This is a genomic window from Herbaspirillum sp. C7C8 (genome assembly GCF_022627875.1).
In the GTDB taxonomy this organism is placed as follows: Bacteria; Pseudomonadota; Gammaproteobacteria; order Burkholderiales; family Burkholderiaceae_D; genus Herbaspirillum.
The window spans coordinates 67,981-91,393 of sequence record NZ_JABXGG010000008.1 but is presented as its reverse complement, the minus strand read 5'-3'; the positions used below and the strand labels follow the sequence as shown (position 1 = coordinate 91,393).

Below are 23,413 nucleotides of genomic sequence, written 5' to 3'. Positions count from 1 at the left end.
ACCTCTGCCCGCCAACCCGAACAAGGAATCGATATGGACATGAAAACACAAACCTCCACCCTGCGCATTGACGGCACGCGCCTGTGGAATTCGCTGATGGAACTGGCCCGCATCGGCGGCACGGCCAAAGGTGGCGTCTGTCGCCTGGCCCTCACCGACCTGGACAAGCAGGGCCGGGATCTGGTCACCTCCTGGGCGCGCGCCGAAGGCATGAGCGTGGTGGTAGACCAGATCGGCAACATCTTCATGCGCCGCCCCGGTCGCAACAATGCACTGCCACCGGTGATGACGGGCTCGCACATCGACACGCAACCCACCGGCGGCAAGTTCGACGGCAATTACGGCGTGCTCGCCGGCATCGAGGTGATCCGTACGCTGAACCAGCACGATATCCAGACCGAGGCGCCCATCGAGGTGGCGGTGTGGACCAATGAAGAGGGCTCGCGCTTCGTACCGGTGATGATGGGTTCGGGGGTCTTCTGCGGCGCCTTCACGCTGGAACATGCCTATAACGCCACCGACATCGAGGGCAAGAAAGTTCGCGACGAACTGGAACGCATCGGCTACATCGGCGACCAGGTCTGCGGTGACCATCCCATCGGTGCGTATTACGAGGCCCACATCGAGCAAGGGCCGGTGCTGGAAAATGCCGATACCGTCATCGGCGTGGTACCGGCGGTGCTGGGGCTGTCGTGGTACGACTGCACGGTGACCGGTTTCGAATCCCATGCCGGACCGACGCCCATGGAAATTCGCAAGGATGCGCTGCAAGTGTCGACGTTCATCATGCAGGAAGTGGTGGCCATCGCTCACCGCTATGCCCCGTATGGCCGCGGCACGGTAGGCCAGGTGCAGGTGATGCCCAACAGCCGCAACGTGATTCCGGGGCAGGTGAAGTTTTCCATCGATCTGCGCAATGTCAGCGAAGAGTCGCTCACCCGCATGCACGAGGACCTGCTGGCCTATCTGGAGGCCATGCGCAAGAAGACCGGGCTCTCCATCGAACTGGAGCGGGTGTCCTATTTCCCGCCCTGCCCCTTCCATCCGGATTGCGTGGACAATGTGCGCGCCGCCTCGGCGGCATTGGGCTACAAGACCATGGATGTGGTCTCCGGCGCGGGACATGACGCCATCTATGCCGCGCGCCTGGCGCCGGCAGGCATGATCTTCGTGCCCTGCAAGGACGGGGTCTCCCACAACGAGATCGAAGATGCCCGCCCCGAGCACCTGGAAGCCGGTTGCAACGTGCTGTTGCAGGCCATGCTGGCCAGTGCGGGCGTGGTCACGCAATGATCATTGTCTGATGTTGAATTGATGCAAAAAACTGAACATGAAGCCAAAAATCGTCATTGCACGCATGAATCACGAGACCAATACCTTCTCGCCGATTCCCACACCCCTTGAAGCCTTTGCCCCGCAATGGGACGACGCGGCCTGTCGCGACCAGAAGGGAGCGCGTACCGCCATGGGTGCTTTCCTCGAACTGGCCGAACGGATCGGTGCCGAGATCGTCACGCCCCTGGCGGCCTGGGCCAATCCCAGCGCGGCGGTAGCGGCCGACGCCTATACCGTGATGTGCGACGCCATCGTGCGCGCCATCGAGGGAGGATGTGACGCCATCCTGCTGGACCTGCACGGCGCCATGGTGGCCGAGAACGCCGAGGATGGCGAAGGCACGCTGCTTGAGCGCATCCGCCGCATCGCTCCCGACACGCCCATGGCGGTGGCATTGGACCTGCATGGCAATGTCACGCAGAAGATGGTCACGCATGCCGACGTCATCGTCAGCTTCAAGACCTATCCGCACATCGACATGTTCGAGACCGGCGAACATGCAGGGCGCCTGCTGCTGGCGCGGCTGCAGGGCAAATCGCAACCGCAGATGGCCTGGCGCCAGGTGCCTGTGCTGTCGGCCACGCTGACCAGCAATACGTCGGCATCGGCCATGCAGCGCGCAGTCGAAGCGGCCAAGGCCGCCGAGCAGGAAGCGGGGGTACTGGCGGTCTCGGTGCTGGCGGGATTCCCCTTGTCGGATTTCCGCGATGCGGGCATGTCGGTGGTGGTGGTGACGGAAAATGATGCTGCGCTCGCCGATGCGGTGGCCGAGCGCATCGCGCGCCAGATCTGGGAAGAGCGCGCCGATTTCGTCTATGACAGCCTGCCGCTGGCCGAATCGCTGGCGCAGGCGCGCCAGTTGAGCCAAGCTCCGGGGCAAGGACCGGTGCTGCTTCTGGATCACAGCGACAACGTCATGTCAGGGGGCACCTGCAATACCATGGATGTGCTGGAAGCGGCCTTGCAGGCGGGTCTGCGCGGGATTGCCGTGGGACCGGTGAGCGATCCCGAGGCGGTAGCGCAACTGGTGCAGGCCGGGGTGGGCGCAACGCTCACGCTGGCCGTCGGCAACAAGGTGGAGCTCGCCGCGCAGGGCATCAGCAAGACGCCCCCGGTTTATACCGGCAAGGTATTGGCCATCAGCGATGGCCGCTTTACCGTGACCGGGCCGATCTATACGGGGTCGACCTTGCAGATGGGACGCAGCGTGCTGTTCGATATCGGCGCGGCACGCATCGTCCTCACCGAGGAGCGGGTCGAACCCTATGACCTGGGCGTGTTCACCAGCCTGGGGCTGGATCCGGCGCAGCAGGATTTCCTGATCCTGAAGTCGCGCATGTATTGCCGACCGGTCTTCGTCCCCATCAGCCGTGCACTGGTGGAATGCGATTCGGACAGCGGCGGCCCGACCAGTGCCAATTTCCGGCTGTTCCCGATCAAGAAAGTCCGTCGACCGATCTATCCGCTGGATGCGGGCATGGACTGGTAAGCCGCGCAGGCCCTGACTTGCGGCACGGTGCTTGGCCGTAATACAACACCGTGACGTCGGGACTTTCCCGAGTTGTGCCGTACAGGCCGGGGCCTGTGGTAGCCTGCAAAAGCAAGAAGGATAGTCGGTTCATCATTGCAACCAGCGCCCGGCCCAAGATCACGACAAGAAACCAGCCGCCGGTCGCCTCACCCAAGGGGACACGGGATGAAAAACCTCAAGATCGGCGTACGCCTGGCCATCGGTTTCATTGCCTTGCTGATGTTGATGGCGGTGATGGTGGGCCTGGGGATCTGGCGCCTGGGCAACATCGGCGAAGCCACCGACGAGATGACCCAGATCGCCTTGAAGAAGGAACGCGATGCCGTCCAGTGGCATGCGGCCATCAAGGAAAACGGAGTGCGGACCTTTGCCGTCATGAAGAGTGACGACCATGCCTTCCGGCAATATTTCCAGAAACAGATCGACGCCCAGTCAGCCCAGATCAGCCAGTTGCAGAAGCGGGTGGAAGCGGCCATCACCGATCCCGAGGAGAAACATCTGTTCGTGGAGGTCGGCAAATTGCGTGTCGCCTATCGCGACACACGCCAGAAGATCTTCGACATCAAGGCCGCCGGCGATGATGCCCGCGCCCGCGAGATGACCGATACGGTACTGGTGAAGATGATGGATGACTACGCCAACAGCGTGCTGCGCTACGCCGACTACCAGAAGAAAGTGATCGACCAGACTGCCAGCGCGATCAACGGTGACTATCGTTCCGGCCGCAGCATGCTGCTGATGCTGGGTGCCCTGGAGATGATGCTGGGCGCCATGCTGGCCTGGCTGCTCACGCGCAGCATCACGCGTCCGCTGAACCAGGCGGTGGCCATTGCCGAGACGGTGGCGGCGGGCGACCTGACTTCCCGCATCGACGCCGACCGCCGCGACGAGACCGGGCAATTGCTGGCCGCGCTGAAATCCATGAATGGCAACCTGCAGGACATCGTGGGCCGTGTGCGCTCCGGCACCGATACCATCAACACCGCCTCGCGCGAGATCGCCACGGGCAACCTCGACCTGTCGGCGCGCACCGAGCAGCAGGCCGGGTCGCTCGAAGAGACTGCCTCTGCCATGGAACAGCTCACCTCCACCGTCAAGCAAAATGCCGACAACGCGCGCCAGGCCAATGCACTGGCCGCGTCGGCCTCGCAGGTGGCCAGCCAGGGGGGTGCCGTGGTGGAGCAGGTGGTCTCGACCATGGGGGAAATCCACGCCTCGTCGCAGAAGATGGCCGACATCATTGGCGTGATCGACGGCATCGCCTTCCAGACCAACATCCTGGCCTTGAACGCCGCCGTGGAAGCGGCACGGGCGGGCGAACAGGGACGCGGCTTCGCCGTGGTGGCTTCCGAAGTGCGCTCGCTGGCGCAGCGCTCGGCCTCGGCGGCCAAGGAGATCAAGCAGCTCATCGATGATTCGGTGGAGAAGGTCGGCGATGGCAGCCGGCTGGTGGCCCAGGCCGGTGACACCATGCAGGAAGTGGTGCAGAGCGTTTCGCGCGTGACCGAGATCGTGCGCGAGATCTCGCTGGCCAGCCAGGAGCAGAGCGATGGCATCGAGCAGGTCAACCTGGCCATTACCCATATCGATGAAGCCACGCAACAGAATGCCGCGCTGGTGGAAGAAGCCGCAGCGGCGGCGCGCTCGATGCAGGATCAGGCAGCCTCGCTGACTGAGGCGGTCAGCGTGTTTCGTCTTGATGCCGGTGCGGCAGCAACGCCACCGGACGAAAGTCAGCGTGGCACGTTGCCTGTGACGGTGGTGCGATAGCGCCTCGCGCGGCAGCAGCGGGACGAACGCGGCATCGTGCCAGATGCCGCGACGCATCCCCCGCGCGCACGGAATCGGTAAGAAGAATTCATCTCCCCCGGCGCAATGCGCGCCGGGCCCGGCGCTACAATAGCCCGCATGAGCCAGCCTGATCCCGTTTCTTCACTTCCCGCCCCAAGCGCCCGCACAGCTGCCCGCGCGCTGCCGCCACGCCCCGACCTCTTGCCGATGAGCCCTGAAGAAGCCGCCGCGCGCGAGGCTGCGCGTGACCGGCGCGATGCCCAGGTGCGGGGAGTGGCGTCGGTGCAGGAGATGCGCCAGGCCATTCGCCAGGCCAGTGCCGTGCTACCGGCGGTACATGAGATCCCGCGTCTGGGTCCGCAGAAGACGGCCGCCTTCCGCGCACGCGCACGGGCGGGCTTGCCCTTCATCATGACCGGCATGGCCAGCCGCTGGCCGCTGTCGGCGATGTCCGTGGAGACCTTGCGCGAACACTTCGGCCAGTTGCCGGTGCGGGCGCGCGTGGGGGATTACATCAACACCGCCTTTGCGCCGGACCGGGCCATGCAGGACATGACACTGGTCGCTTATCTGGAACGGGCAATGGCCGACGAGAGCGGGCTGCCGCCGTATCTGGGCAATCTGGAACTGCGGAATTTGAATCGCCTGTGCCACTGGCCCAACTTCTTCGAGAAGATGGGACCGCCGCGGTTCTGGCTCGGTCCGGCAGGCTGTATCACGCCGCTGCATTGCGACTATGACGACAATGTCTTTGCCCAGCTGTGGGGCAAGAAGCGGGTCTGGCTGGCGCCGCCGCATCATGACCAGTATCTCTATCCGAAGCAGGCCAATGCCATCCTGTTCGGCTCGCCCTTCGATCCGGATCACCCGGACCTGGAACGCTTCCCGCTGGCGCGCCAGGCGGCACTGGTGTGCTGCGAAGTGCAGCCGGGAGAGATGCTGTATATCCCCGCGGGGTGGTATCACCAGGTGAGTTCGTTGACGTTCTCGCTGTCCAGCAATCGCTGGGCGCGGGGGCGACCATTGGTCTTGGACGCCGCAGAATCGCCATGATCGAAACGTTGACGAGATAAACGTCGATCATTTTCTAGCTTCCGCTTCTTTTTCTTCCCTTTACGCCTTCCGCAGATATTGGCCCCGCATGATGTGCGGCCTTGCTGCGGCCTGATGCAGACACGCTTCTGCACCTGTTTTCACTTCAACTTCACCAACAGTCCAGATCGCAGCTTCTTCCTGAAGACCTGACGACGAGGAAAACCGTGAAGTCCCAATCGCAACCCGCACGATCAACCAGGCGGCTCGCTGCGCCGACACCAGCGACATCAAGCGCATGGACCACGTGAGCCGCCAAGCGCCAGCGGTGGCTGGCGGCGCCGATGTGCTGATCCAGAATCTGCACCGCCATTTCAGCGCGCATTCGGACAGTCGATGTCTGCTGTGGATCAATCCTGTGCTTCAGGATCCCTTCGACGCCGGCGAGGTGGAGCAAGACAGGCGGGTGCGTCTTCCTGTGGCGCATGCCAACTTCGACCCGCTGCTGGGGCCCTATCTGGTGACGCTGGATCTGGCGCGCCGCAACGACTCCGATCTGCTGGAACGCAGCGTGCAATGGGCTTGGGCCGACTGGACACTGGAGCAGCTACAAAGAATGCGCGGGCATTCGGTATGTGGATGGATCACCTGCTCCGTCAGTCCCGAGGATCTGGCCCGACATTGGGCTGCAAGCTGCTATCTCCACAGATGGAACGGACTGGACACCTTGCTGCGGTTTCATGACCCCGGGGTGCGCGAATGGCTTTGGCCCATGCTCGATGCGCAGCAACGCCACACCTTGCTTGGCCCGTCCCAGGCCGTCTGGGCCATCGGACGGCAACACAGCTTGCTGGTTCAGGACCGTTCTCCAGAAGACCTCTCTGCCATCGACAGCGCGCCATCCATGATGCGCCTGCAACTGAGTGCCGACCAGTGGGCTGGCGTCAGTGACTTTGCCAACGTCCATGCCGCATGGCTGCAGCTGTGCTCGCAAGACAGCCTGTGGGCTGACCGGCTCGCCATGCAAGCCGGGTGGCCTCAGCACACCTTCCACAGTCTGCAACATGCCAGCCGTTACGGTTTGCGCGACGCCCGTTGCCGCACCCTGTTTGCCAGACACGCGCTGGAGATTGGCATGGACTTCCATCTTGCCCCCTTGCTTGCCCCGGTATGGCTGAAGACGGCGGAGGGTGTGCCATATGGACGGGCTCTGGAAGACGTCATCCACGACCGCCCTGACTTGCTGGCAGGGATTTTTCGAAAGGCGCTTTGATCATGGCTTGTACCAATCCTCAGAATCCATCCTGCCCGAACTGCAACAAAAGCGGTCTGGCCATCCTGCCGGTACGCTATTGCGTGGTCCCCAGGGAGGTTGAAGCATTTGTCCCCGCGCCGTTGGGTAACAAGGTCTTGACGGTTCCTCTGCGCAATCACAACTATGCGCTGCGCACCTTGAGACAGGGTTTCCTCTATCTCTTCCACGAGAAGCATCCCAGCGGCAGCCACATCAAATGGGAAGTCTATGCGGTCTCCGAGGCCGGCACGCTATGGAAGATGCCATCGGCGAGCGCCATCCGGCTGGTCAGCGAGGAACCCCAGTGTGCGCGCAATGGGCACAATCTCCCGGCATCGGTCATCACGATCGAAGAGCCGCAACACTGCAAGCGAGTCTGGCTGGCGTTTTCCGAGCATATATGGAGCGCGGAGACACTGGCCGACTTTGAGCGTGACGTCAAACTCCGTGACCGCCGGATGCAATGCTTGGAGCCGGCGACCTGGATAGCCGCGGGCACGCGATCAGAGCAACATGCGACTCGGAGCGATCTTGTCGGCCTTGATCGGCGACTCCGGGCAGGCGGCGACTCTGTCGAACTATGCCTCTTCCATGGAGGGCATCGGAGACTATGTTCAACTTGAGCTTGACGGGCGTGCTCTCGGTGGATGGTTATGGGGAAGTCCTTTCAAGGACGGCGACTATGTAGAGGCCGCCGTCAGGCAACAAGGAAACTGCTACGAGCTGTTCGCTTTGTATAAACCGGAGGAACGCACTATTGCCCTTTATCCCCATTGCATCAAAGGCACGCGTGCTTTCTTACGTAGCGCAGTGAGAAAGACCTTGGTTACCAACGCTCTCTTTCTCACAGCCGTTTCCCTCATCATCCTTTTGGGCGGAAATCAGTCGCTGAGCTACCGGATAGAATTCATTTCTTCAATAGAAGCAAGGTGGGGATTCTTGCTTGCCATCGCACTCACCACTGGTATTTGCTTCGCCATACTTTGGAAATGGCTCCCCTTTGCAAAGCTTGCGGAAAAAATATTTCGTGCTCTAGATTTTCCGCGACCCGCCGAGGTCAATTTGTCGGAATCCACCAAGCGTCTAACCGCACAGGATGAGGATGACGAAGATGAGGAAGACAACGGACTCTATTTCAAATATTAGAAGCGCCGCCTACCCGAGCACAAAGTTAAAAGATGACCGACTTTATAGACATCCCCAACAGCAATGATCTTCAGAAATTATCAGGCCATATAAAGAATTTCAGGAAGTCACGCGAGACAGCCAATTTCTTCTTCACCGCACGCGATCAGAGCAACATGCGCCTCGGAGCGATTCTGTCGGCCTTGATCGGTGACTCCGGGCAGGCGGCGACTCTTTCGAACTATGCCTCATCCATGGAGGACATGGGTGATTACGTTCAATTTGAACTGGACGGACGTTCTCTGGCCGGATGGCTCTGGGGCAGTCCCTTCAGGGAGGGCGACTATGTGGAAGCGGCCGTCAAAAAGCAAGGCAGCCGTTACGAGCTGTTCGCCTTGTACAAACCAGAGGAACGAACTATCGCGCTCTATCCTCATTGCGTCAAAGGGACCCGTGCGTATCTGCGTAGCGCCCTTAAACGGACCTTGCTTGTGAATGCTTTCTTCATCACCGTTCTTTGCATCTTGTTCCTGTTTGTTGGCCATCAGTCACTGGAGCAAGGAATCAAATTCGTTTCTTCATTGGGCGGTATATGGAGCTTCCTGCTGGCCATAGTGCTCACAACGGGAAGTTGCGTAGCAATGACCCGAAAGTGGATTCCCTTTGCCAAGTTGGCGGAAAAGATTTTTCGTGCGCTGGAGTTTCCGTCACCCTCCGACATCAATTTATGGGAGTCAACCACACGGTGGACCGCACCGGATGAGGATGACGAAGATGAGGAAGACAACGGCCTCTATTTTAAATATTAGAAGAGCCGGCTACCCGAGCACAAAGTTAAAAGATGACCGACTTTACAGACATCCCCAACAGCAATGATCTTCAGAAATTATCAGGCCATATAAAGAATTTCAGGAAGTCACGCGAGACAGCCAATTTCTTCTTCACTGCACGCGATCAGAGCCACATGCGCCTCGGAGCCATTCTGTCGGCCTTGATCGGTGACTCCGGGCAGGCGGCGACTCTTTCGAACTATGCCTCGTCCATGGAGGGTATCGGCGATTATGTTCAATTTGAGTTGGAAGGACGTCGTGCTTATGGGTGGTTGTGGGGCAGCCCATTCAAAGACGGCGACTATGTAGAAGCTGTGATCAAGAAGCAAGGTGGCAGTTACGAATTGTTCGCTCTGTACAAACCAGCGGAACGAACTATCGCGCTTTACCCCCATTGCATCAAAGGAACCCGCGCATACCTGCGCGCTGCCCTGAGACGGACCTTGTTTGCCAACGCTTTTTTCATCATTGCGCTTTCTCTTTTATTTCTGTTTGGCGGAAAACCGTCACTGGAGCCAGGAATCAAATTTATTTCCTCAAGGGAAGCCCTGGGGGGTCTCTTCCTTGGCATGGTAATCACCTCGGGAATCTGCTTCACCATGCTTCGAAAATGGCTTCCGTTCGCCAAGCTGGCAGCAAAGATCTTTTGTGCGCTGGAGTTTCCATCACCCTCCGACATCAATTTGTGGGAGTCAACCAAACGGCTGACCGCACCAGATGAGGATGACGAAGATGAGGAAGACAACGGACTCTATTTCAAATATTAAAACTGCCCCTCTTTCCAAGCCCCCAATAAGAAACCCCACGCCCGTTGCGAGGCGTGGGGCTCATCCACCAACTTGTTGCGCTACCAGGCAACGGGTGTGACTCAGCCCGCCAGCTTCTTGCGCAGCAGTTCAGTCAATTGCGCCGGATTGGCCTTGCCGCGCGTGGCCTTCATGGCCTGGCCGATCAGGGCGTTGATGGCCTGCTCCTTGCCGGCACGGAATTCGGCCACCGACTTTTCATTGGCCGCCAGCACCTGATCCACGATGGCTTCCAGCGCACCGCTGTCCGAGATCTGCTTCAGGCCCTTGGCCTCGATGATGTCATCGGCCAGGGTCTCCTTGTCGGACCTGGCTTCCCACATGCCGGCGAAGACTTCCTTGGCGATCTTGTTGGAGATGGTGCCGTCAGCAATGCGCTTCAACAGCAGCGCCAGTTGCGCAGCCTTCACGGGCGCATCGGCGATGTCGGTGTCTTCGCGATTCAAGGTGGAGGCCACGTCACCCATCAGCCAGTTGGCGGCAGGCTTGGCTTGTTCCTTGCCGGCCGCAGCCACCACGGCTTCGAAGTAGGAGGCCATGCCCTTGGATTGGGTCAGCACCATGGCATCGTATTCAGGCAGCGCATAGTCGGTCACGAAACGTGCACGCATGGCAGCGGGCAGCTCGGGCATGGTGGTCTTGACGCGATCGATCCACTCCTGCGAGATGGCCAGCGGCGGCAGGTCGGGGTCGGGGAAGTAGCGGTAATCCTGCGCGTCTTCCTTGCTGCGCATGGAACGGGTTTCCTTCTTGTCCGGATCGTAGAGGCGGGTTTCCTGCACCACGGTGCCACCGTCTTCGATCAGCTCGATCTGGCGGCGCACTTCGTAGTTGATGGCCTCTTCCAGGAAGCGGAAGGAGTTCAGGTTCTTGATCTCGCAGCGGGTGCCGAACTTCTCCTGGCCGACCGGACGCACGGAGACGTTGGCGTCACAGCGGAAGGAACCTTCCTGCATGTTGCCGTCGCAGATGCCCAGCCATACCACCAGCGAATGCAGGGCCTTGGCATACCCCACGGCTTCGGCGGCGCTGCGCATCTCGGGTTCGGTGACGATTTCCAGCAAGGGCGTGCCGGCGCGGTTCAGGTCGATGCCGGTCATGCCCTGGTAGTCTTCATGCAGCGACTTGCCGGCGTCTTCTTCCAGATGCGCACGGGTCAGGTTGATGGTCTTGATCTCGGTCTTGCCATCCTTCTCTACGGCGAAGGACATGGTGCCGCCTTGCACGACCGGAATCTCGAACTGGCTGATCTGGTAGCCCTTGGGCAGATCGGGATAGAAGTAATTCTTGCGCGCGAAGATGGAACGCGGTGCGATGGTGGCACCGATGGCCAGACCAAACTGGATGGCGCGTTCCACCGCCCCCTTGTTCAATACCGGCAGCACGCCCGGCAAGGCCAGGTCCACCGGGCTGGCCTGGGTATTGGGTTCGGCGCCGAAGCGGGTCGAGCTGCCGCTGAAGATCTTGGATTGGGTCGAAAGCTGCGTGTGCGTTTCGAGGCCGATGACGACTTCCCACTGCATGATGTTGTCCTTGCGAATGCTGTTGTTGGTGACGAGGGCCAGCGATCAGGCCGGTTCGCGCAGGTGCCAGTCGGTGGCCTGCTGGAACTGGTGCGCCACGTTCAAGAGGCGCGCTTCGTCGAAATAATTGCCGATGATCTGCAGGCCGACCGGACGCTTGCCGTTCTTCTCGCCCTGTCCGAATCCGCAAGGAATGGACATGCCGGGCAACCCGGCCAGGCTGGTGGAGAGCGTGAAGATGTCGGCCAGGTAGTTGGCCACCGGGTCATCGGTCTTGTCGCCCAGGTCCCAGGCCACGGTCGGCGAGACCGGTCCCATGATGACGTCGCACAGGCGGTCGGCCCCGGCCAGGGCGCGCTGGAAGTCCTCGGCGATCAGGCGGCGGATCTTCTGGGCCTGCAGGTAGTAGGCGTCATAGTAGCCGTGCGAGAGCACGTAGGAACCGACCAGGATGCGGCGCTTGACCTCTTCGCCAAAGCCCTCTGCGCGCGACTTCTTGTACATGTCGGCCAGGTCCTTGTAGTCGGCGGCGCGGTGGCCGTAGCGCACGCCATCGAAGCGCGACAGGTTGGACGAGGCTTCGGCCGGGGCGATCACGTAATACACGGGAATGGACAGCTCGGTCTTGGGCAGCGAGATCTCGACCAGGGTCGCGCCCAGCTTCTCGAACTCGGCCAGGGCGCCGCGCACGGCGGCTTCCACGTCGGCGGCCAGGCCGGCGCCGAAGAATTCCTTGGGCACGCCGATGCGCAGGCCTTGCAGGCTCTGGTTCAGCGAGCGGGTGAAATCTTCCTTGGGACGCTGCAGGCTGGTGGAGTCGCGTTCATCGAAACCGGTCATGGCATTGAGCAAGAGGCCACAATCTTCGGCCGTCTTGGCAATCGGGCCGCCCTGGTCCAGCGAGGAGGCAAAGGCGATCATGCCGTAGCGCGACACGCTGCCATAGGTCGGCTTGATGCCGGTCACGCCGCACAGCGAAGCCGGCTGGCGGATCGAGCCGCCAGTGTCGGTGGCGGTGGCCGCCGGCGCCAGGCGGGCGGCCACGGCGGCCGCCGAGCCGCCGGAGGAGCCGCCCGGGATGGCGGTCTTGTCCCAGGGGTTCCTGACCGCGCCATAGAAGGAATTCTCGTTGCTGGAGCCCATGGCGAACTCGTCACAGTTGAGCTTGCCCAGGGTCACCGTACCGGCTGCGTTGAACTGTTCCACCACGGCTGCATCGAAGGGGCTCACATAGTTCTGCAGCATGCGTGAGCCGGCCGTGGTGCGCCAGTCGCGGGTGACGAAAATGTCCTTATGGGCAATGGGCACACCGGTCAGAGCTCCGGCATCATTGCCTGCCAGGCGCACATCGGCGGCCTTGGCCTGGGCCAGGGTCAGATCGCGGTCCACGTGCAGGAAGGCGTTGAGGTCGCTGGCCGCGATGCGGTCCAGGAACAGGGTGGCCAGTTCGGTGGCGGAAATCTTGCGCGCTTGCAGTTGCGCGGACAGTTCTTTGAGGGTGAGCTTGTGCATGGAATTGGTTACGCTGCGGTCTTGCGGGCCGGCTGGGCCGGAAGCGGACGGTGGCTGGCGCCAGGCGCCGGGTTCATTCGATGACCTTGGGCACCAGGTACAGACCATCCTGGGTGGCCGGGGCCGGTTGCTGGTAGTCGTCGCGGCGATTGGATTCGGTCACGACATCTTCGCGCAGGCGCAGCGCCAGCGCCGGCTCAATGGCGGCGATCGGGTGCGACAGCGGTTCCACGCCGGAGGTGTCGATGGCCTTCATCTGTTCCACCAGGGCGAAGATGCCATTGAGCTTGTCCAGCGTGGCACCGGCCTGGGCGTCGGTCAGCTCCAGTCGGGACAGGTTGGCGATGCGTTTGACGTCGGAAAGGGCTAGAGACATGGTCGAAAGGACGCGCAGGGCGCGCCGCGTGATGTTGAAATGGGAAGACCCGTAGCCGCTGCGGCCGGTAGACGAATTCTGCCGCCTTGGCTGCCCGCGGCCAGTTCGCTTGCGCGGCGGCTTGACCAGGTCAGGGCGTGGTTCGCACAAGAAACGGCAAACCCGCGCCAGATGGCGGCCGGAAGGGCACGGGGTGCTGATACTTTTGGCAAGCCGGCTTGCTGGTTTCTCGGGAATTATAAGGTAGAATGTCGGATTAATGCCTTGCAGGCGCCTGATTTTCGCGTCGCCGCAGCATGAACGGACACCTCCCCCTATCAAAAAGCTAGCGCCCCCTCGCGGGCGCATCAGGACAACTCATGTTTGGATTTCTCCGCAGTTACTTCTCGAACGATCTGGCGATCGACCTCGGCACCGCGAACACGCTGATCTACGCGCGCGGCCACGGCATCGTGCTGGACGAGCCGTCGGTGGTGGCGATCCGCCAGCAAGGCGGCCCCAACGGCAAGAAGACCATCCAGGCGGTCGGCAAGGAAGCAAAGCAGATGCTGGGCAAGGTGCCCGGCAACATCGAGGCGATCCGCCCGATGAAGGACGGCGTGATCGCCGATTTCACCGTCACCGAGCAGATGTTGAAGCAGTTCATCCGCATGGTGCATGACTCCAAGCTGTTCCGCCCCTCCCCGCGCATCATCATCTGCGTGCCCTGCGGCTCGACCCAGGTGGAACGTCGCGCCATCCGCGAGTCGGCCCTGGGCGCCGGTGCCTCCCAGGTCTACCTGATCGAGGAACCGATGGCCGCTGCCATCGGCTCGGGCCTGCCGGTCTCGGACGCCACCGGCTCGATGGTGGTCGACATCGGCGGCGGCACCACCGAAGTGGGCATCATCTCGCTGGGCGGCATGGTCTACAAGGGTTCGGTGCGCGTGGGCGGCGACAAGTTCGATGAAGCCATCGTCAACTACATCCGCCGCAACTACGGCATGCTGATCGGTGAGCAGACCGCCGAAGCGATCAAGAAGGAAATCGGCTCGGCCTTCCCGGGCTCGGAAGTCAAGGAAATGGAAGTCAAGGGCCGCAACCTGTCCGAAGGCATCCCGCGTTCCTTCACCATCTCCAGCAATGAAATCCTGGAAGCCCTGACCGATCCGCTGAACAACATCGTCTCGGCCGTCAAGAACGCGCTGGAACAGACCCCGCCGGAACTGGGTGCCGACATCGCCGAAAAGGGCATGATGCTGACCGGTGGCGGCGCCCTGCTGCGCGACCTGGACCGCCTGCTGATGGAAGAAACGGGCCTGCCGGTGATCGTGGCCGAAGACCCGCTGACCTGCGTGGTGCGCGGCTCGGGCATGGCACTGGACCGCATGGACAAGCTGGGCTCGATCTTCTCGGCCGAATAAGCCGGGTAGCAAGTCCGAGCAGCACGATGCGCCTGCCGGACTGCAGGCGCAGGCAGTACAGCATGAACCGGCGGCAATGTACCGCCGGATGAGTGGGGAACCGATCCGTTCGATATGACGCCGTTCACGCCGACCAGCCACAGGATGCGCACACCGCTTGCGCACAGGGGGCAGGGCCGGCTGGTGGACCGTCGCAGGAACGCTTCGGCTCCCCTTTTTGTTACCGTTTTCGACGCAGGAAGTGAGTTATCCGCCTGCAGCCGGTCACCTGACGTGACCCTGCAGTCGGCCTGACGCCATGGAAATCCCACCACTCTTCAAGCAGGGCGCCTCGGCCCGGGTGCGCGTGACCGTCTTCGCATTGATCTCGGTCGTGATGCTGGTGGTCGACGCCCGCATGCACGTGCTGGGCACGCTGCGCCAGGCGCTGGGCACGGCCCTCTATCCGTTCCAGACGGTAGCGATGATTCCGCGCGACGCCTTTACCAATTCGTCCGAGTACTTTTCTTCGCTGGCCTCGCTGCAGAAGGAAAACCGCGAGCTGCGTCAGCAACAGATCGTCAATGCCCAGCTGATGCAGCAGGAAAGCCTGCTGGCGGCCGAAAACGCGCAACTGCGCAAGCTGCTGGACATGCAGCAGAAGGTGCCGGTCAAGTCCATCGTCGGCGAGATCCTCTACGATGCGCGCGATCCCTTCACCCGCAAGATCATCCTCAATCGCGGCTCGCAACAGGGCGTCACGCCGGGGCAGCCGGTGATCGACGATGTCGGCATCGTGGGCCAGGTGACGCGGGTGTTCCCGTTTTCTTCCGAAGTCACGCTGCTGACCGACAAGGACCAGGCCATCCCCGTGCAGGTGCTGCGCAACGGCCTGCGCAGCGTGGCCTATGGCCGTGGCCAGACCGGCGCACTGGACCTGCGCTTCATGCCCTCCAACGCCGATATCCAGAAGGGTGACGTGCTGGTGACCTCGGGCATCGACGGCGTCTATCCCCCCGGTCTGTCGGTGGCCAGCGTGGCGCTGGTGGAAACCCGCTCGGCGGACGCCTTCGCCCGCATCGTCTGCCGCCCGCTGGCCGGCATCGACCGTCATCGCCAGCTGCTGATCCTGCTGGTGGACCAGAACCTGCCGCCGCGTCCCGAACCGGACGTGATCGATGAAAAATCGGCCAAGCTCTTCAAGCGCCGCCTGCGTGACAGCACCCGTGACAACGGCGGCGAGGAAGCCACCCCCGCGCCCAAGGACAAGCCGGCCGAGGAGCGCAAGGGCTCAGCCAGCGTGACTACGCCGGCCAAGCCGGCCGGCGCTGCGGCGGCGACCACTACCCCGGCCACCGGTGCCAAGGCTGCCACCGCTGCCACTGGTGCCGCCAAACCGGCGGCCAAGGAATCCGCACGATGAACAATCAAACCATCCTCCTGCCGGCCAGTCCGCTGTTCATCGCCTTCAGCCTCATCGTGGCCTTCGTGCTGAACCTGATGCCCTGGGGCCAGATGGTCGGCGTGCCGGACTTCGTGGCACTGGCGCTGGTGTTCTGGAACATCCACCAGCCGCGCAAGGTCGGCATCAGCATCGCCTTCATGATGGGCCTGCTGATGGACGTCAACGAAGCCACGCTCCTGGGCGAGAACGCGCTGGCCTATACCCTGCTGTCGTATTTCGCCATCATGATCCACCGCCGCGTGCTGTGGTTTCCGTTGCGTACCCAGGCGCTGCATGTGCTGCCGCTGATGCTGCTGGCCCAGGCGGTGCAGCTGGTGATCCAGCTGCTGGTGACGGGCAAGTCGCCGGACTGGTTCTACTTCAGCGAAAGCGTGGTCTCGGCGCTGCTGTGGCCGCTGGTGAGCATCCTGCTGCTGGCGCCCCAGCGCCGCGCCGTGGACCGCGACGAGAACCGCCCCATCTGAAGGGCCAGGTGCAAGCAGCATGACTGAATTCAAGAATACCGCGCAAGAACTGAGGCTGTTCCGGATGCGCCTGTTGGCTGCCAGCATCCTGGTACTGGTGTGCTTCAGCCTGCTGCTGGCGCGGTTCCTGTGGCTGCAGGTGGTGCGTCACGACGCCTACGCCGCCCAGGCCGAGGAAAACCGCATCTCGGTGGTGCCCATCGTGCCCAACCGCGGCCTGATCCTGGACCGCAACGGTGTGGTGCTGGCACGCAACTACTCGGCCTATACGCTGGAAATCACGCCCTCCAAGATCAAGACCAACATCGATGACCTCATCGATGAGCTGGGCACGATCGTGGAAATTCAGCCGCGCGACCGCCGCCGCTTCCGCCGCCTGCAGGAAGAATCCAAGAATTTCGAAAGCGTGCCCATCCGCACCCGCCTGACCGACGAGGAAGTGGCCAAGTTCACCGCCCAGCGCTATCGCTTCCCCGGCGTGGAAGTGCAGGCCCGCCTGTTCCGCCAGTACCCCTACGGCAAGACGGCCGCGCACGTGATCGGCTACATCGGCCGGATCAGCCAGCGCGATGCCGAGCGCATCTCCGATTCCGACGATGAAGCCAACTACAACGGCACCGACTACATCGGCAAGGAAGGTCTGGAAAAGAGCTACGAGACCCAGCTGCACGGCACCACCGGCTACGAGGAAGTGGAAATCTCGGCCAGTGGGCGCGCGGTGCGCTCGCTCTCGCGCACGCCGGCCACGCCCGGCAAGAACCTGATCCTGTCCATCGACATCGAGCTGCAGAAGGTGGTGGAAGAAGCCTTCGGCGACCAGAAGGGCGCGCTGGTGGCGATCAACCCGGCCACGGGCGACATCCTGGCCTATGTCTCGCAACCTTCCTACGATCCCAACCTGTTCGTCGAAGGCATCGACCAGCAGAGCTGGGATGAGCTCAACAAGTCGCCCGACCGGCCGCTGCTGAACCGACCGCTGTCGGGCGTGTATTCGCCCGGATCGACCTACAAACCCTTCATGGCGCTGGCCGCCCTGGAACTGGGCAAGCGCCGCCCGCAGGATGCCATCCGCGATCCCGGCTACTTCGTGCTGGGCAACCACCGCTTCCGCGATGACAAGGAAGGCGGCCACGGCATCGTCGACATGTACCGCTCCATCGTGGTGTCGTGCGATACCTACTACTACATGCTGGCCAACGACATGGGGGTCAATGCCATTCATGACTTCATGAAGCCCTTCGGCTTCGGCCAGATCACCGGCATCGACCTGGAGCACGAGAAGCACGGCATCCTTCCCTCTACCGAGTGGAAGCGCACCGCCTTCCGCAAACCCGAACAGAAGCGCTGGATCGCCGGCGATACCGTCTCGCTGGGCATCGGCCAGGGCTACAACAGCTTCACCCCGCTGCAACTGGCGCAGGCCACGGCCATCCTGGCCAACAATGGCGTGGTGATGAAGCCGCACCTGGTCAAGATCATCGAGGATGGCGTCACCCACGAGCGCACCGAGACCGTGCCCAAGGAAAGCTATCGCATTCCGCTCAAGCAGGAAAACATCGACTTCATCAAGCGCGCCATGGTGGGCGTGGTCAAGGAAGGCACGGCCGCGGCGGCCTTCCGGGGCGCACCCTATGAGTCCGGCGGCAAGACCGGTACCGCACAGGTGGTCAACATTGCCAAGAACCAGAAGTATGATTCCAAAAAGCTGGCCCGTATCTACCACGATAACGGCCTCTACATCGGCTTCGCGCCGGCCGATGCACCGCGCATCGCCATCGCGGCCGTGGTCGAGAACGGGGGCTGGGGTGCCGGCGTGGCCGCGCCGCTGGTGCGCAAGGCCATGGACTACTTCATGCTGGGCAAGCGTCCCAACGAGCCGATCAAGGCTGTCGCCCCCGATGCGGCAGGCGCCGACACCCCGGTCGAAGGCCCCACCACCGAGGACGGTGGCACCACGCCGACGGTCCAGCCGGATGTGCAGGAATGAAAGCCCATGACGTTTGGCCCCTGGCCGCTGACATGAACGCTGGCGCGGCGCCATCGCCCTGTGCCGGGCCAGACATCGCAACAAGCTGTACGCACGAGGAGCCGGCATGAGCCTGCAACGTCCGCCCCTGTGGCAAACCATCAAGCCGCACCTGACGGTGTTCGACGGCGCGCTGTCGCTGATCGTGTTCCTGATCGTCTCGGTGGGCATCGTCACGCTGTACTCGGCCGGGATGAACTTTCCGGGCCGGGTGGAAGACCAGCTGCGCAACATCCTGGTGGCCTTCATCATCATGTGGATCGCCGCCAACGTCTCCCCGCAGCTGCTGCTGCGCCTGGCCGTGCCGGTCTATACGGTGGGGGTGACGCTGTTGATTGCGGTGGCCCTGTTCGGCATCATCAAGAAAGGCTCGCGCCGCTGGCTCAACATCGGCATGGTGGTGCAGCCTTCGGAGATCATGAAGATCGCCATGCCGCTGATGCTGGCCTGGTACTTCCAGAAGCGCGAAGGCATGTTGCGCTGGGATGCCTTCCTGGTGGCGGCGATCCTGCTGTTGATCCCGGGCTTCCTGATCATCCGCCAGCCCGACCTGGGCACGGGCCTGCTGGTGCTGGCCGCCGGTTTCTACGTCATCTTCTTTGCCGGACTGCCGTGGAAGATCCTGTTGGCGCTCTTCGTGGCGGGGGCGGCCAGTCTGCCCGTGGTGTGGTCCTTCATGCACGACTACCAGCGCCAGCGCGTCATGATGCTCATCGACCCGACCTCCGATCCGCTGGGCAAGGGCTTCCACATCATCCAGTCGACCATTGCCATCGGCTCCGGCGGGATCACCGGCAAGGGCTGGCTGATGGGCACGCAGACCCACCTGGAATTCATCCCCGAACGCACCACCGACTTCATCTTCTCGGTCTACTCGGAAGAATTCGGGTTGATCGGCAACATCGTGCTGCTGGTGCTGTACCTGCTGCTGATCGGGCGCGGCCTGATGATCACGGCCAATGCGCCCACGCTCTTTACACGCCTTCTGGGCGGGGCCATCACCATGATCTTCTTCACCTATGCCTTCGTGAACATGGGCATGGTCAGCGGTATCCTGCCGGTGGTGGGCGTGCCGCTGCCCTTCATGAGCTATGGCGGCACCGCCCTGGTCACGCTGGGGCTGGGCGCGGGCATCCTGATGAGCATCCAGCGCCATCGCAAGCTGGTACAGAGCTGACCAGGCTGCGCAGCTGCATTGTTGCCCCTCCGACAAGTTCACGACGATTCGTGAACTCGCTGCACGGACCTGTTGTCAGCTTCGCTGCATTGCACTCTGGTATCGTTGCGAACATTCCGGCCGGGACGGGCTTTTTTCCGTTCCGGCGCATCGACTGCTGACCAAGGACAGGCCATGGGAACAAACACTCCAGAACATCACCACCGGCGCGCCCCCGGGGACCGCCTCCTGCGTTGGGGCGCGCTGCTGCTGCCCCTGCTGCTGGCCGCCTGCGGCACCACCCAGCAGGCCTCGCGCCAGACTGCACAGGCGCCGGCCACCACGAGCAAATCGGCCGGATCGCGGCCGGCCAATGTGCCGGCGCTTCCGGCGGCGGGCTCCGGTCGCGGCGGCTACTACAAGGATGACGGTCCGGGCGACCACATCCCCGACGGACTGCTGGACGTGGCCGATGCCGAACCGCAGGTGGAACCGGTCTCCAAGGCGGCCAGCCGGCCCTACAAGGTGTTCGGCAAGACCTATGTACCCATCACGGACGAGAACCAGCCCTTCATCCAGCGCGGCATCGGCAGCTGGTACGGCAAGAAATTCCACGGCCAGAAGACGTCCTCGGGTGAGCTCTACGACATGTACAAGATGACGGCCGCGCACCCCACGCTGCCCATTCCCTCCTATGCCCGGGTGACCAACCTGAAGACCGGCAAGCAGGTCATCGTGCGCATCAATGACCGTGGTCCGTTCCACTCCAACCGCATCATCGATCTCTCCTACACGGCCGCGCTCAAGCTCGGCTACCTCGGCAGCGGCAGCAGCGAACTGGAGGTCGAACGCATCCTGCCCGAAGAAGCCCAGCGCATGGCCGATGCCCGCCGCAATGGCGGCGGCACCAGGCTGGCGGCGGCCGACCCGATCAACCGGGTGGCCGATGGCGGGGCCGCTGGTCAGGGCGTCTCCACCGGTGCGGTAGAAATCAATACGGTCAGCGCGCAAGGCCTGCCGCCACAGCCTACCGTGGCGGCCGTGCAGCCCATCAATGCCAGCACCACCAGTGCCGCCGGCGGGGCCGGTCTGGCCGGTGGCGGTGGCATCATCAATGCCGTGGCCAGCGGTTCGGCACCTTCCCCCGCCATGCCCCAGGCGGTCCCGCTGACGGCCGGCTATTACCTGCAGTTCGGTGCCTACTCGCAAGAAGCCAACGCCCTGGTGGCACGCGACAAGCTGCTGCCCAGCCTCACCGGCATCGTCGACAGCATGCAGGCGGTGCAGGTCAATGGCCTCTATCGGCTCTACGCCGGCCCCTATCCGACCCGCCCGGCGGCACAGAATGCGGCCATGCTGGTGCGCCAGCGCAGCGCCGGCACCCCCTTCATCGTGGAGCGCTGAGCCGGCCCCGGTTTTTGGGAAATATCTTCACCTGCCCTGCGGCGGACTTGCCGCACAGGGCGGCGTGGCGCGGGGGGCCGCGCACATCTTCATATCACGGCCGGAACCGGCTGTGCCAGGCACCTGGCGGGCCGGACTGGCCTCAGGCGTGGTCGGCCCCATCGTCTTGCGCAGCTTGCCGGATCTGCAAGGCGCGTTCATACAGGGCATTCTTTTTCTGGCCGGTGATCTGCGCGGCCAGTGCGGCCGCCTGCTTGACGGGCAACTCTTCCAGCAGGATGCGCAGCACGCGCTCACCCTCGGCATCCTCGCCCTCGACCGCTTGTGCGCCTTCCAGCAAGACCACGAATTCGCCGCGCTGGCGGTTGCCATCCTGCTCCAGCCAGGCCACCGCCTCGCCCAGCGGGCAGCGGTGGAGGTGCTCGAAGAGCTTGGTCAGCTCGCGGGCCAGCACCACCTGGCGCGTGGGGCCGAACACCTGCAGCATCGACTGCACGGTCTCGACGATGCGGTGCGGGGCTTCGTAGAACACCAGCGCCGCCTGCAGGGCGACAAGTTCCTGCAGGGCGGTTTCACGCTGGCGAGTCTTGGCAGGAAGGAAGCCGACGAAGTGGAACCGCGCATCGGTCAGCCCCGAGGCCGACAAGGCTGTCACCGCCGCCGATGCGCCCGGCAGGGGGATGATTTGGAACCCTGCCGCGCGCACGGCGTCCACCACACGGGCGCCGGGGTCGGAGATGGCCGGAGTGCCGGCGTCCGAGACCAGGGCGACCCGCTGGCCGGCCTGCAGGCGTTCGACGATCCTGGCGGCGGCTTCGCGTTCGTTGTGCTCGTGGGTGGCCAGCAGCTGCTTTGAGAGACCATAGCGCTGCAGCAGCTGGCTGGTATTGCGGGTATCCTCGCAGGCCACTGCATCGGCGATGGCCAGTACATGCAGGCCGCGCAGGGTGATGTCGCAGACATTTCCGATGGGCGTGGCCAGCACATATAATGCCGACACCGGATAGCTTTGCTGGGCGGCATCCTGCAGGATGGAAGCGGCGACGCTGGAATTCTGATTCATTGAAGGGGGCGGGATGTTCACAAGTTGGAAGAAAATGACCGCGCACGCGGCCCTGCTGGCAGGCATGCTGGCACCATGGATGGTGACGGCCAGCGCCGCCGCAGCCCACAGTGTACCTCTGCTGGCCCAGGCTGCCACGCCAGGCGCCCCCGCGGCCGCCGCCGACCCGGCCCCGCTGGCCCTGCCACCGGGCACTTCGCCCGAGATGCAAGCCGCCGCCGCAGGCGGCCCTGCCGTTCCTGCCGTCCCGCCCGCGCCCCCCATCATCCACATGGCCTTGCTGCTGCCTTCCCGCAGCGGTGCCTTCGGTGCCGCTGCCGATGCGGTGCGCGCGGGTTTCCTGACGGCCTATTCGCGCCAGAAGGAAAACATCCAGCTGGCCATCGTCGAAACCGGTGACTCCGCCGCCGACATGCAGCGCGCTTATGACGAAGCCTCGGCCAAGTACGACATCCTGGTCGGCCCGCTCTCGCGCAGCGCCGTCACCGCCGTGGCCCAGAGCGGACGGGTGAGCAAGCCCACCGTGGCCCTGGCGCAGCCCGACATGAATGGCGAAGCCGATCTGCCGCTGCCGCCGCAGATGCTGGCCGTGGGCCTCTCCATCGACGAGGAAGCGCGCCAGGTCGCCAACTGGGTCGAGAAGGAAAAGGCCCCCGGCAAGATCTTCGCCATTTCCACCGGCACGGCCTGGCAGAAGCGTGCGGCCCGCTCCTTCCAGCTACGCGCGCGCCAGCTCGGCATGCAGGTGGACACGCTGGAACTGAGCACGCCCGCCAACGCCCTCTCTGCCCCCGGCCTGGCACAACTGGCCAGGCGCGTAGAGCAGGAAAAGCCGGCCCTGATCTTCGTGGCCCTGGATGCGGCGCAGACCGTGCAGTTGCGCAATGCCGTGGGCAACGACATGCCGCTGTACGGCACCTCACAGATCAATCCCTACACCTTGAAGCGCGACAATCCCAACGACAAGCTGCCCGAACTGGATGGTGTGCGTCTGATCGACATCCCCTGGCAGCTGCAGCCGGACAACGTGGCCGTGGCTCGCTACCCGCGCCCGACCGTCAATGACAACGAGCGTCCCAATGCTGACCTGGCACGCCTGTACGCCCTGGGCATCGATGCCTACCGGGTGGCCTACGGCATCGCCCAGAAGCAATCCGGCTTCGACATCGACGGTGTCACCGGACGGCTGAACGTGAACATGGTCAGCGGCGGCACCACCTTCTTCCAGCGCCAGGAAACCCAGGCCGTCTACCAGGACGGCTGGCCGGTGCCGCTGGCCGACCAGTACTGAGGCCATC

Annotated in this window: 19 protein-coding genes and 1 pseudogene; 16 read left to right on the top strand and 4 right to left on the bottom strand. The window is 63.1% G+C overall.

Going from position 1 to position 23,413, the window contains the following annotated elements; translation table 11 throughout:
- Window positions 1-33: 33 nt before the first annotated feature.
- The 9 genes and pseudogenes from HWE01_RS11630 to HWE01_RS11595 all read left to right on the top strand — a co-directional run bounded on the left by HWE01_RS11630 (window position 34) and on the right by HWE01_RS11595 (window position 9,705).
- On the top strand, window positions 34-1,293 hold the full coding sequence (locus HWE01_RS11630) for a Zn-dependent hydrolase (RefSeq protein ID WP_175343773.1): 1,260 nt from the start codon (window positions 34-36) through the stop codon (window positions 1,291-1,293).
- A gap of 37 nt (window positions 1,294-1,330) precedes the next feature.
- The gene (locus tag HWE01_RS11625; RefSeq protein ID WP_241821885.1) at window positions 1,331-2,824 is read left to right on the top strand and encodes a M81 family metallopeptidase; all 1,494 of its coding nucleotides are present in this window, start codon (window positions 1,331-1,333) and stop codon (window positions 2,822-2,824) included.
- Between the two features lie 207 nt (window positions 2,825-3,031).
- On the top strand, window positions 3,032-4,636 hold the full coding sequence (locus tag HWE01_RS11620; RefSeq protein WP_241821884.1) for a methyl-accepting chemotaxis protein: 1,605 nt from the start codon (window positions 3,032-3,034) through the stop codon (window positions 4,634-4,636).
- A gap of 138 nt (window positions 4,637-4,774) precedes the next feature.
- The gene (locus HWE01_RS11615; RefSeq protein WP_241821883.1) at window positions 4,775-5,710 is read left to right on the top strand and encodes a cupin-like domain-containing protein; all 936 of its coding nucleotides are present in this window, start codon (window positions 4,775-4,777) and stop codon (window positions 5,708-5,710) included.
- A 277-nt stretch (window positions 5,711-5,987) separates the two neighbouring features.
- Complete coding sequence (locus HWE01_RS11610) at window positions 5,988-6,962, top strand: DUF4123 domain-containing protein (protein WP_241821882.1); 975 nt, start codon at window positions 5,988-5,990, stop codon at window positions 6,960-6,962.
- Window positions 6,963-6,964: 2 nt separating this feature from the next.
- On the top strand, window positions 6,965-7,606 hold the full coding sequence (locus HWE01_RS22975) for a T6SS effector BTH_I2691 family protein (RefSeq protein ID WP_502798435.1): 642 nt from the start codon (window positions 6,965-6,967) through the stop codon (window positions 7,604-7,606).
- Window positions 7,491-8,129 (top strand): annotated as a pseudogene (locus HWE01_RS11605) (putative type VI secretion system effector); the annotation flags it as partial. The gene HWE01_RS22975 and the pseudogene HWE01_RS11605, both read left to right, overlap by 116 nt.
- A gap of 32 nt (window positions 8,130-8,161) precedes the next feature.
- A complete protein-coding gene (locus tag HWE01_RS11600; RefSeq protein ID WP_241821880.1) occupies window positions 8,162-8,917 on the top strand; it encodes a putative type VI secretion system effector in 756 nt (251 codons plus the stop codon).
- 32 nt (window positions 8,918-8,949) lie between these two features.
- Window positions 8,950-9,705 (top strand): putative type VI secretion system effector, encoded by a 756-nt coding sequence (locus tag HWE01_RS11595; RefSeq protein WP_241821879.1) that lies wholly within the window; start codon window positions 8,950-8,952, stop codon window positions 9,703-9,705.
- Window positions 9,706-9,806: 101 nt separating this feature from the next.
- Here HWE01_RS11595 and gatB read toward each other — a convergent pair whose 3' ends face one another.
- The 3 genes from gatB to gatC all read right to left on the bottom strand — a co-directional run bounded on the left by gatB (window position 9,807) and on the right by gatC (window position 13,155).
- Window positions 9,807-11,267 (bottom strand): Asp-tRNA(Asn)/Glu-tRNA(Gln) amidotransferase subunit GatB, encoded by a 1,461-nt coding sequence (gene gatB, locus HWE01_RS11590; RefSeq protein ID WP_241821878.1) that lies wholly within the window; start codon window positions 11,265-11,267, stop codon window positions 9,807-9,809.
- 45 nt (window positions 11,268-11,312) lie between these two features.
- Complete coding sequence (gene gatA / locus HWE01_RS11585; RefSeq protein WP_175343778.1) at window positions 11,313-12,779, bottom strand: Asp-tRNA(Asn)/Glu-tRNA(Gln) amidotransferase subunit GatA; 1,467 nt, start codon at window positions 12,777-12,779, stop codon at window positions 11,313-11,315.
- Between the two features lie 73 nt (window positions 12,780-12,852).
- Window positions 12,853-13,155 carry an Asp-tRNA(Asn)/Glu-tRNA(Gln) amidotransferase subunit GatC gene (gatC, locus tag HWE01_RS11580; RefSeq protein ID WP_008333559.1) on the bottom strand — a complete coding sequence of 101 codons (303 nt, stop codon included), beginning with the start codon at window positions 13,153-13,155 and terminating at the stop codon, window positions 12,853-12,855.
- 359 nt (window positions 13,156-13,514) lie between these two features.
- On the opposite strand from gatC, the gene HWE01_RS11575 reads away from it, so the two are divergent.
- From HWE01_RS11575 to HWE01_RS11550, 6 genes are all read left to right on the top strand, one after another.
- Window positions 13,515-14,558, top strand: coding sequence for a rod shape-determining protein (locus tag HWE01_RS11575; protein ID WP_006465688.1), 1,044 nt, complete (start codon window positions 13,515-13,517; stop codon window positions 14,556-14,558).
- A 298-nt stretch (window positions 14,559-14,856) separates the two neighbouring features.
- Window positions 14,857-15,960 (top strand): rod shape-determining protein MreC, encoded by a 1,104-nt coding sequence (mreC, locus tag HWE01_RS11570; protein WP_008333560.1) that lies wholly within the window; start codon window positions 14,857-14,859, stop codon window positions 15,958-15,960.
- Window positions 15,957-16,466, top strand: a complete 510-nt coding sequence (gene mreD / locus HWE01_RS11565) for a rod shape-determining protein MreD (RefSeq protein WP_008333565.1) — start codon at window positions 15,957-15,959, stop codon at window positions 16,464-16,466. Before mreC ends, mreD begins: the two co-directional genes overlap by 4 nt.
- Window positions 16,467-16,485: 19 nt before the next feature.
- Window positions 16,486-18,453 carry a penicillin-binding protein 2 gene (gene mrdA / locus HWE01_RS11560; protein WP_241821877.1) on the top strand — a complete coding sequence of 656 codons (1,968 nt, stop codon included), beginning with the start codon at window positions 16,486-16,488 and terminating at the stop codon, window positions 18,451-18,453.
- 106 nt (window positions 18,454-18,559) lie between these two features.
- Entirely contained in the window at window positions 18,560-19,669 is a 1,110-nt protein-coding gene (rodA, locus tag HWE01_RS11555; protein ID WP_241821876.1) for a rod shape-determining protein RodA, read from the top strand.
- Between the two features lie 174 nt (window positions 19,670-19,843).
- Complete coding sequence (locus tag HWE01_RS11550) at window positions 19,844-21,052, top strand: septal ring lytic transglycosylase RlpA family protein (RefSeq protein WP_008333571.1); 1,209 nt, start codon at window positions 19,844-19,846, stop codon at window positions 21,050-21,052.
- Window positions 21,053-21,194: 142 nt separating this feature from the next.
- On the opposite strand, the gene rsmI is transcribed toward HWE01_RS11550, so the two are convergent.
- Complete coding sequence (rsmI, locus tag HWE01_RS11545) at window positions 21,195-22,115, bottom strand: 16S rRNA (cytidine(1402)-2'-O)-methyltransferase (RefSeq protein ID WP_008333578.1); 921 nt, start codon at window positions 22,113-22,115, stop codon at window positions 21,195-21,197.
- Between the two features lie 13 nt (window positions 22,116-22,128).
- Here rsmI and HWE01_RS11540 point away from each other — a divergent pair, with 13 nt between their 5' ends.
- Window positions 22,129-23,406, top strand: coding sequence for a penicillin-binding protein activator (locus tag HWE01_RS11540; RefSeq protein ID WP_008333579.1), 1,278 nt, complete (start codon window positions 22,129-22,131; stop codon window positions 23,404-23,406).
- Window positions 23,407-23,413: the final 7 nt, after the last annotated feature.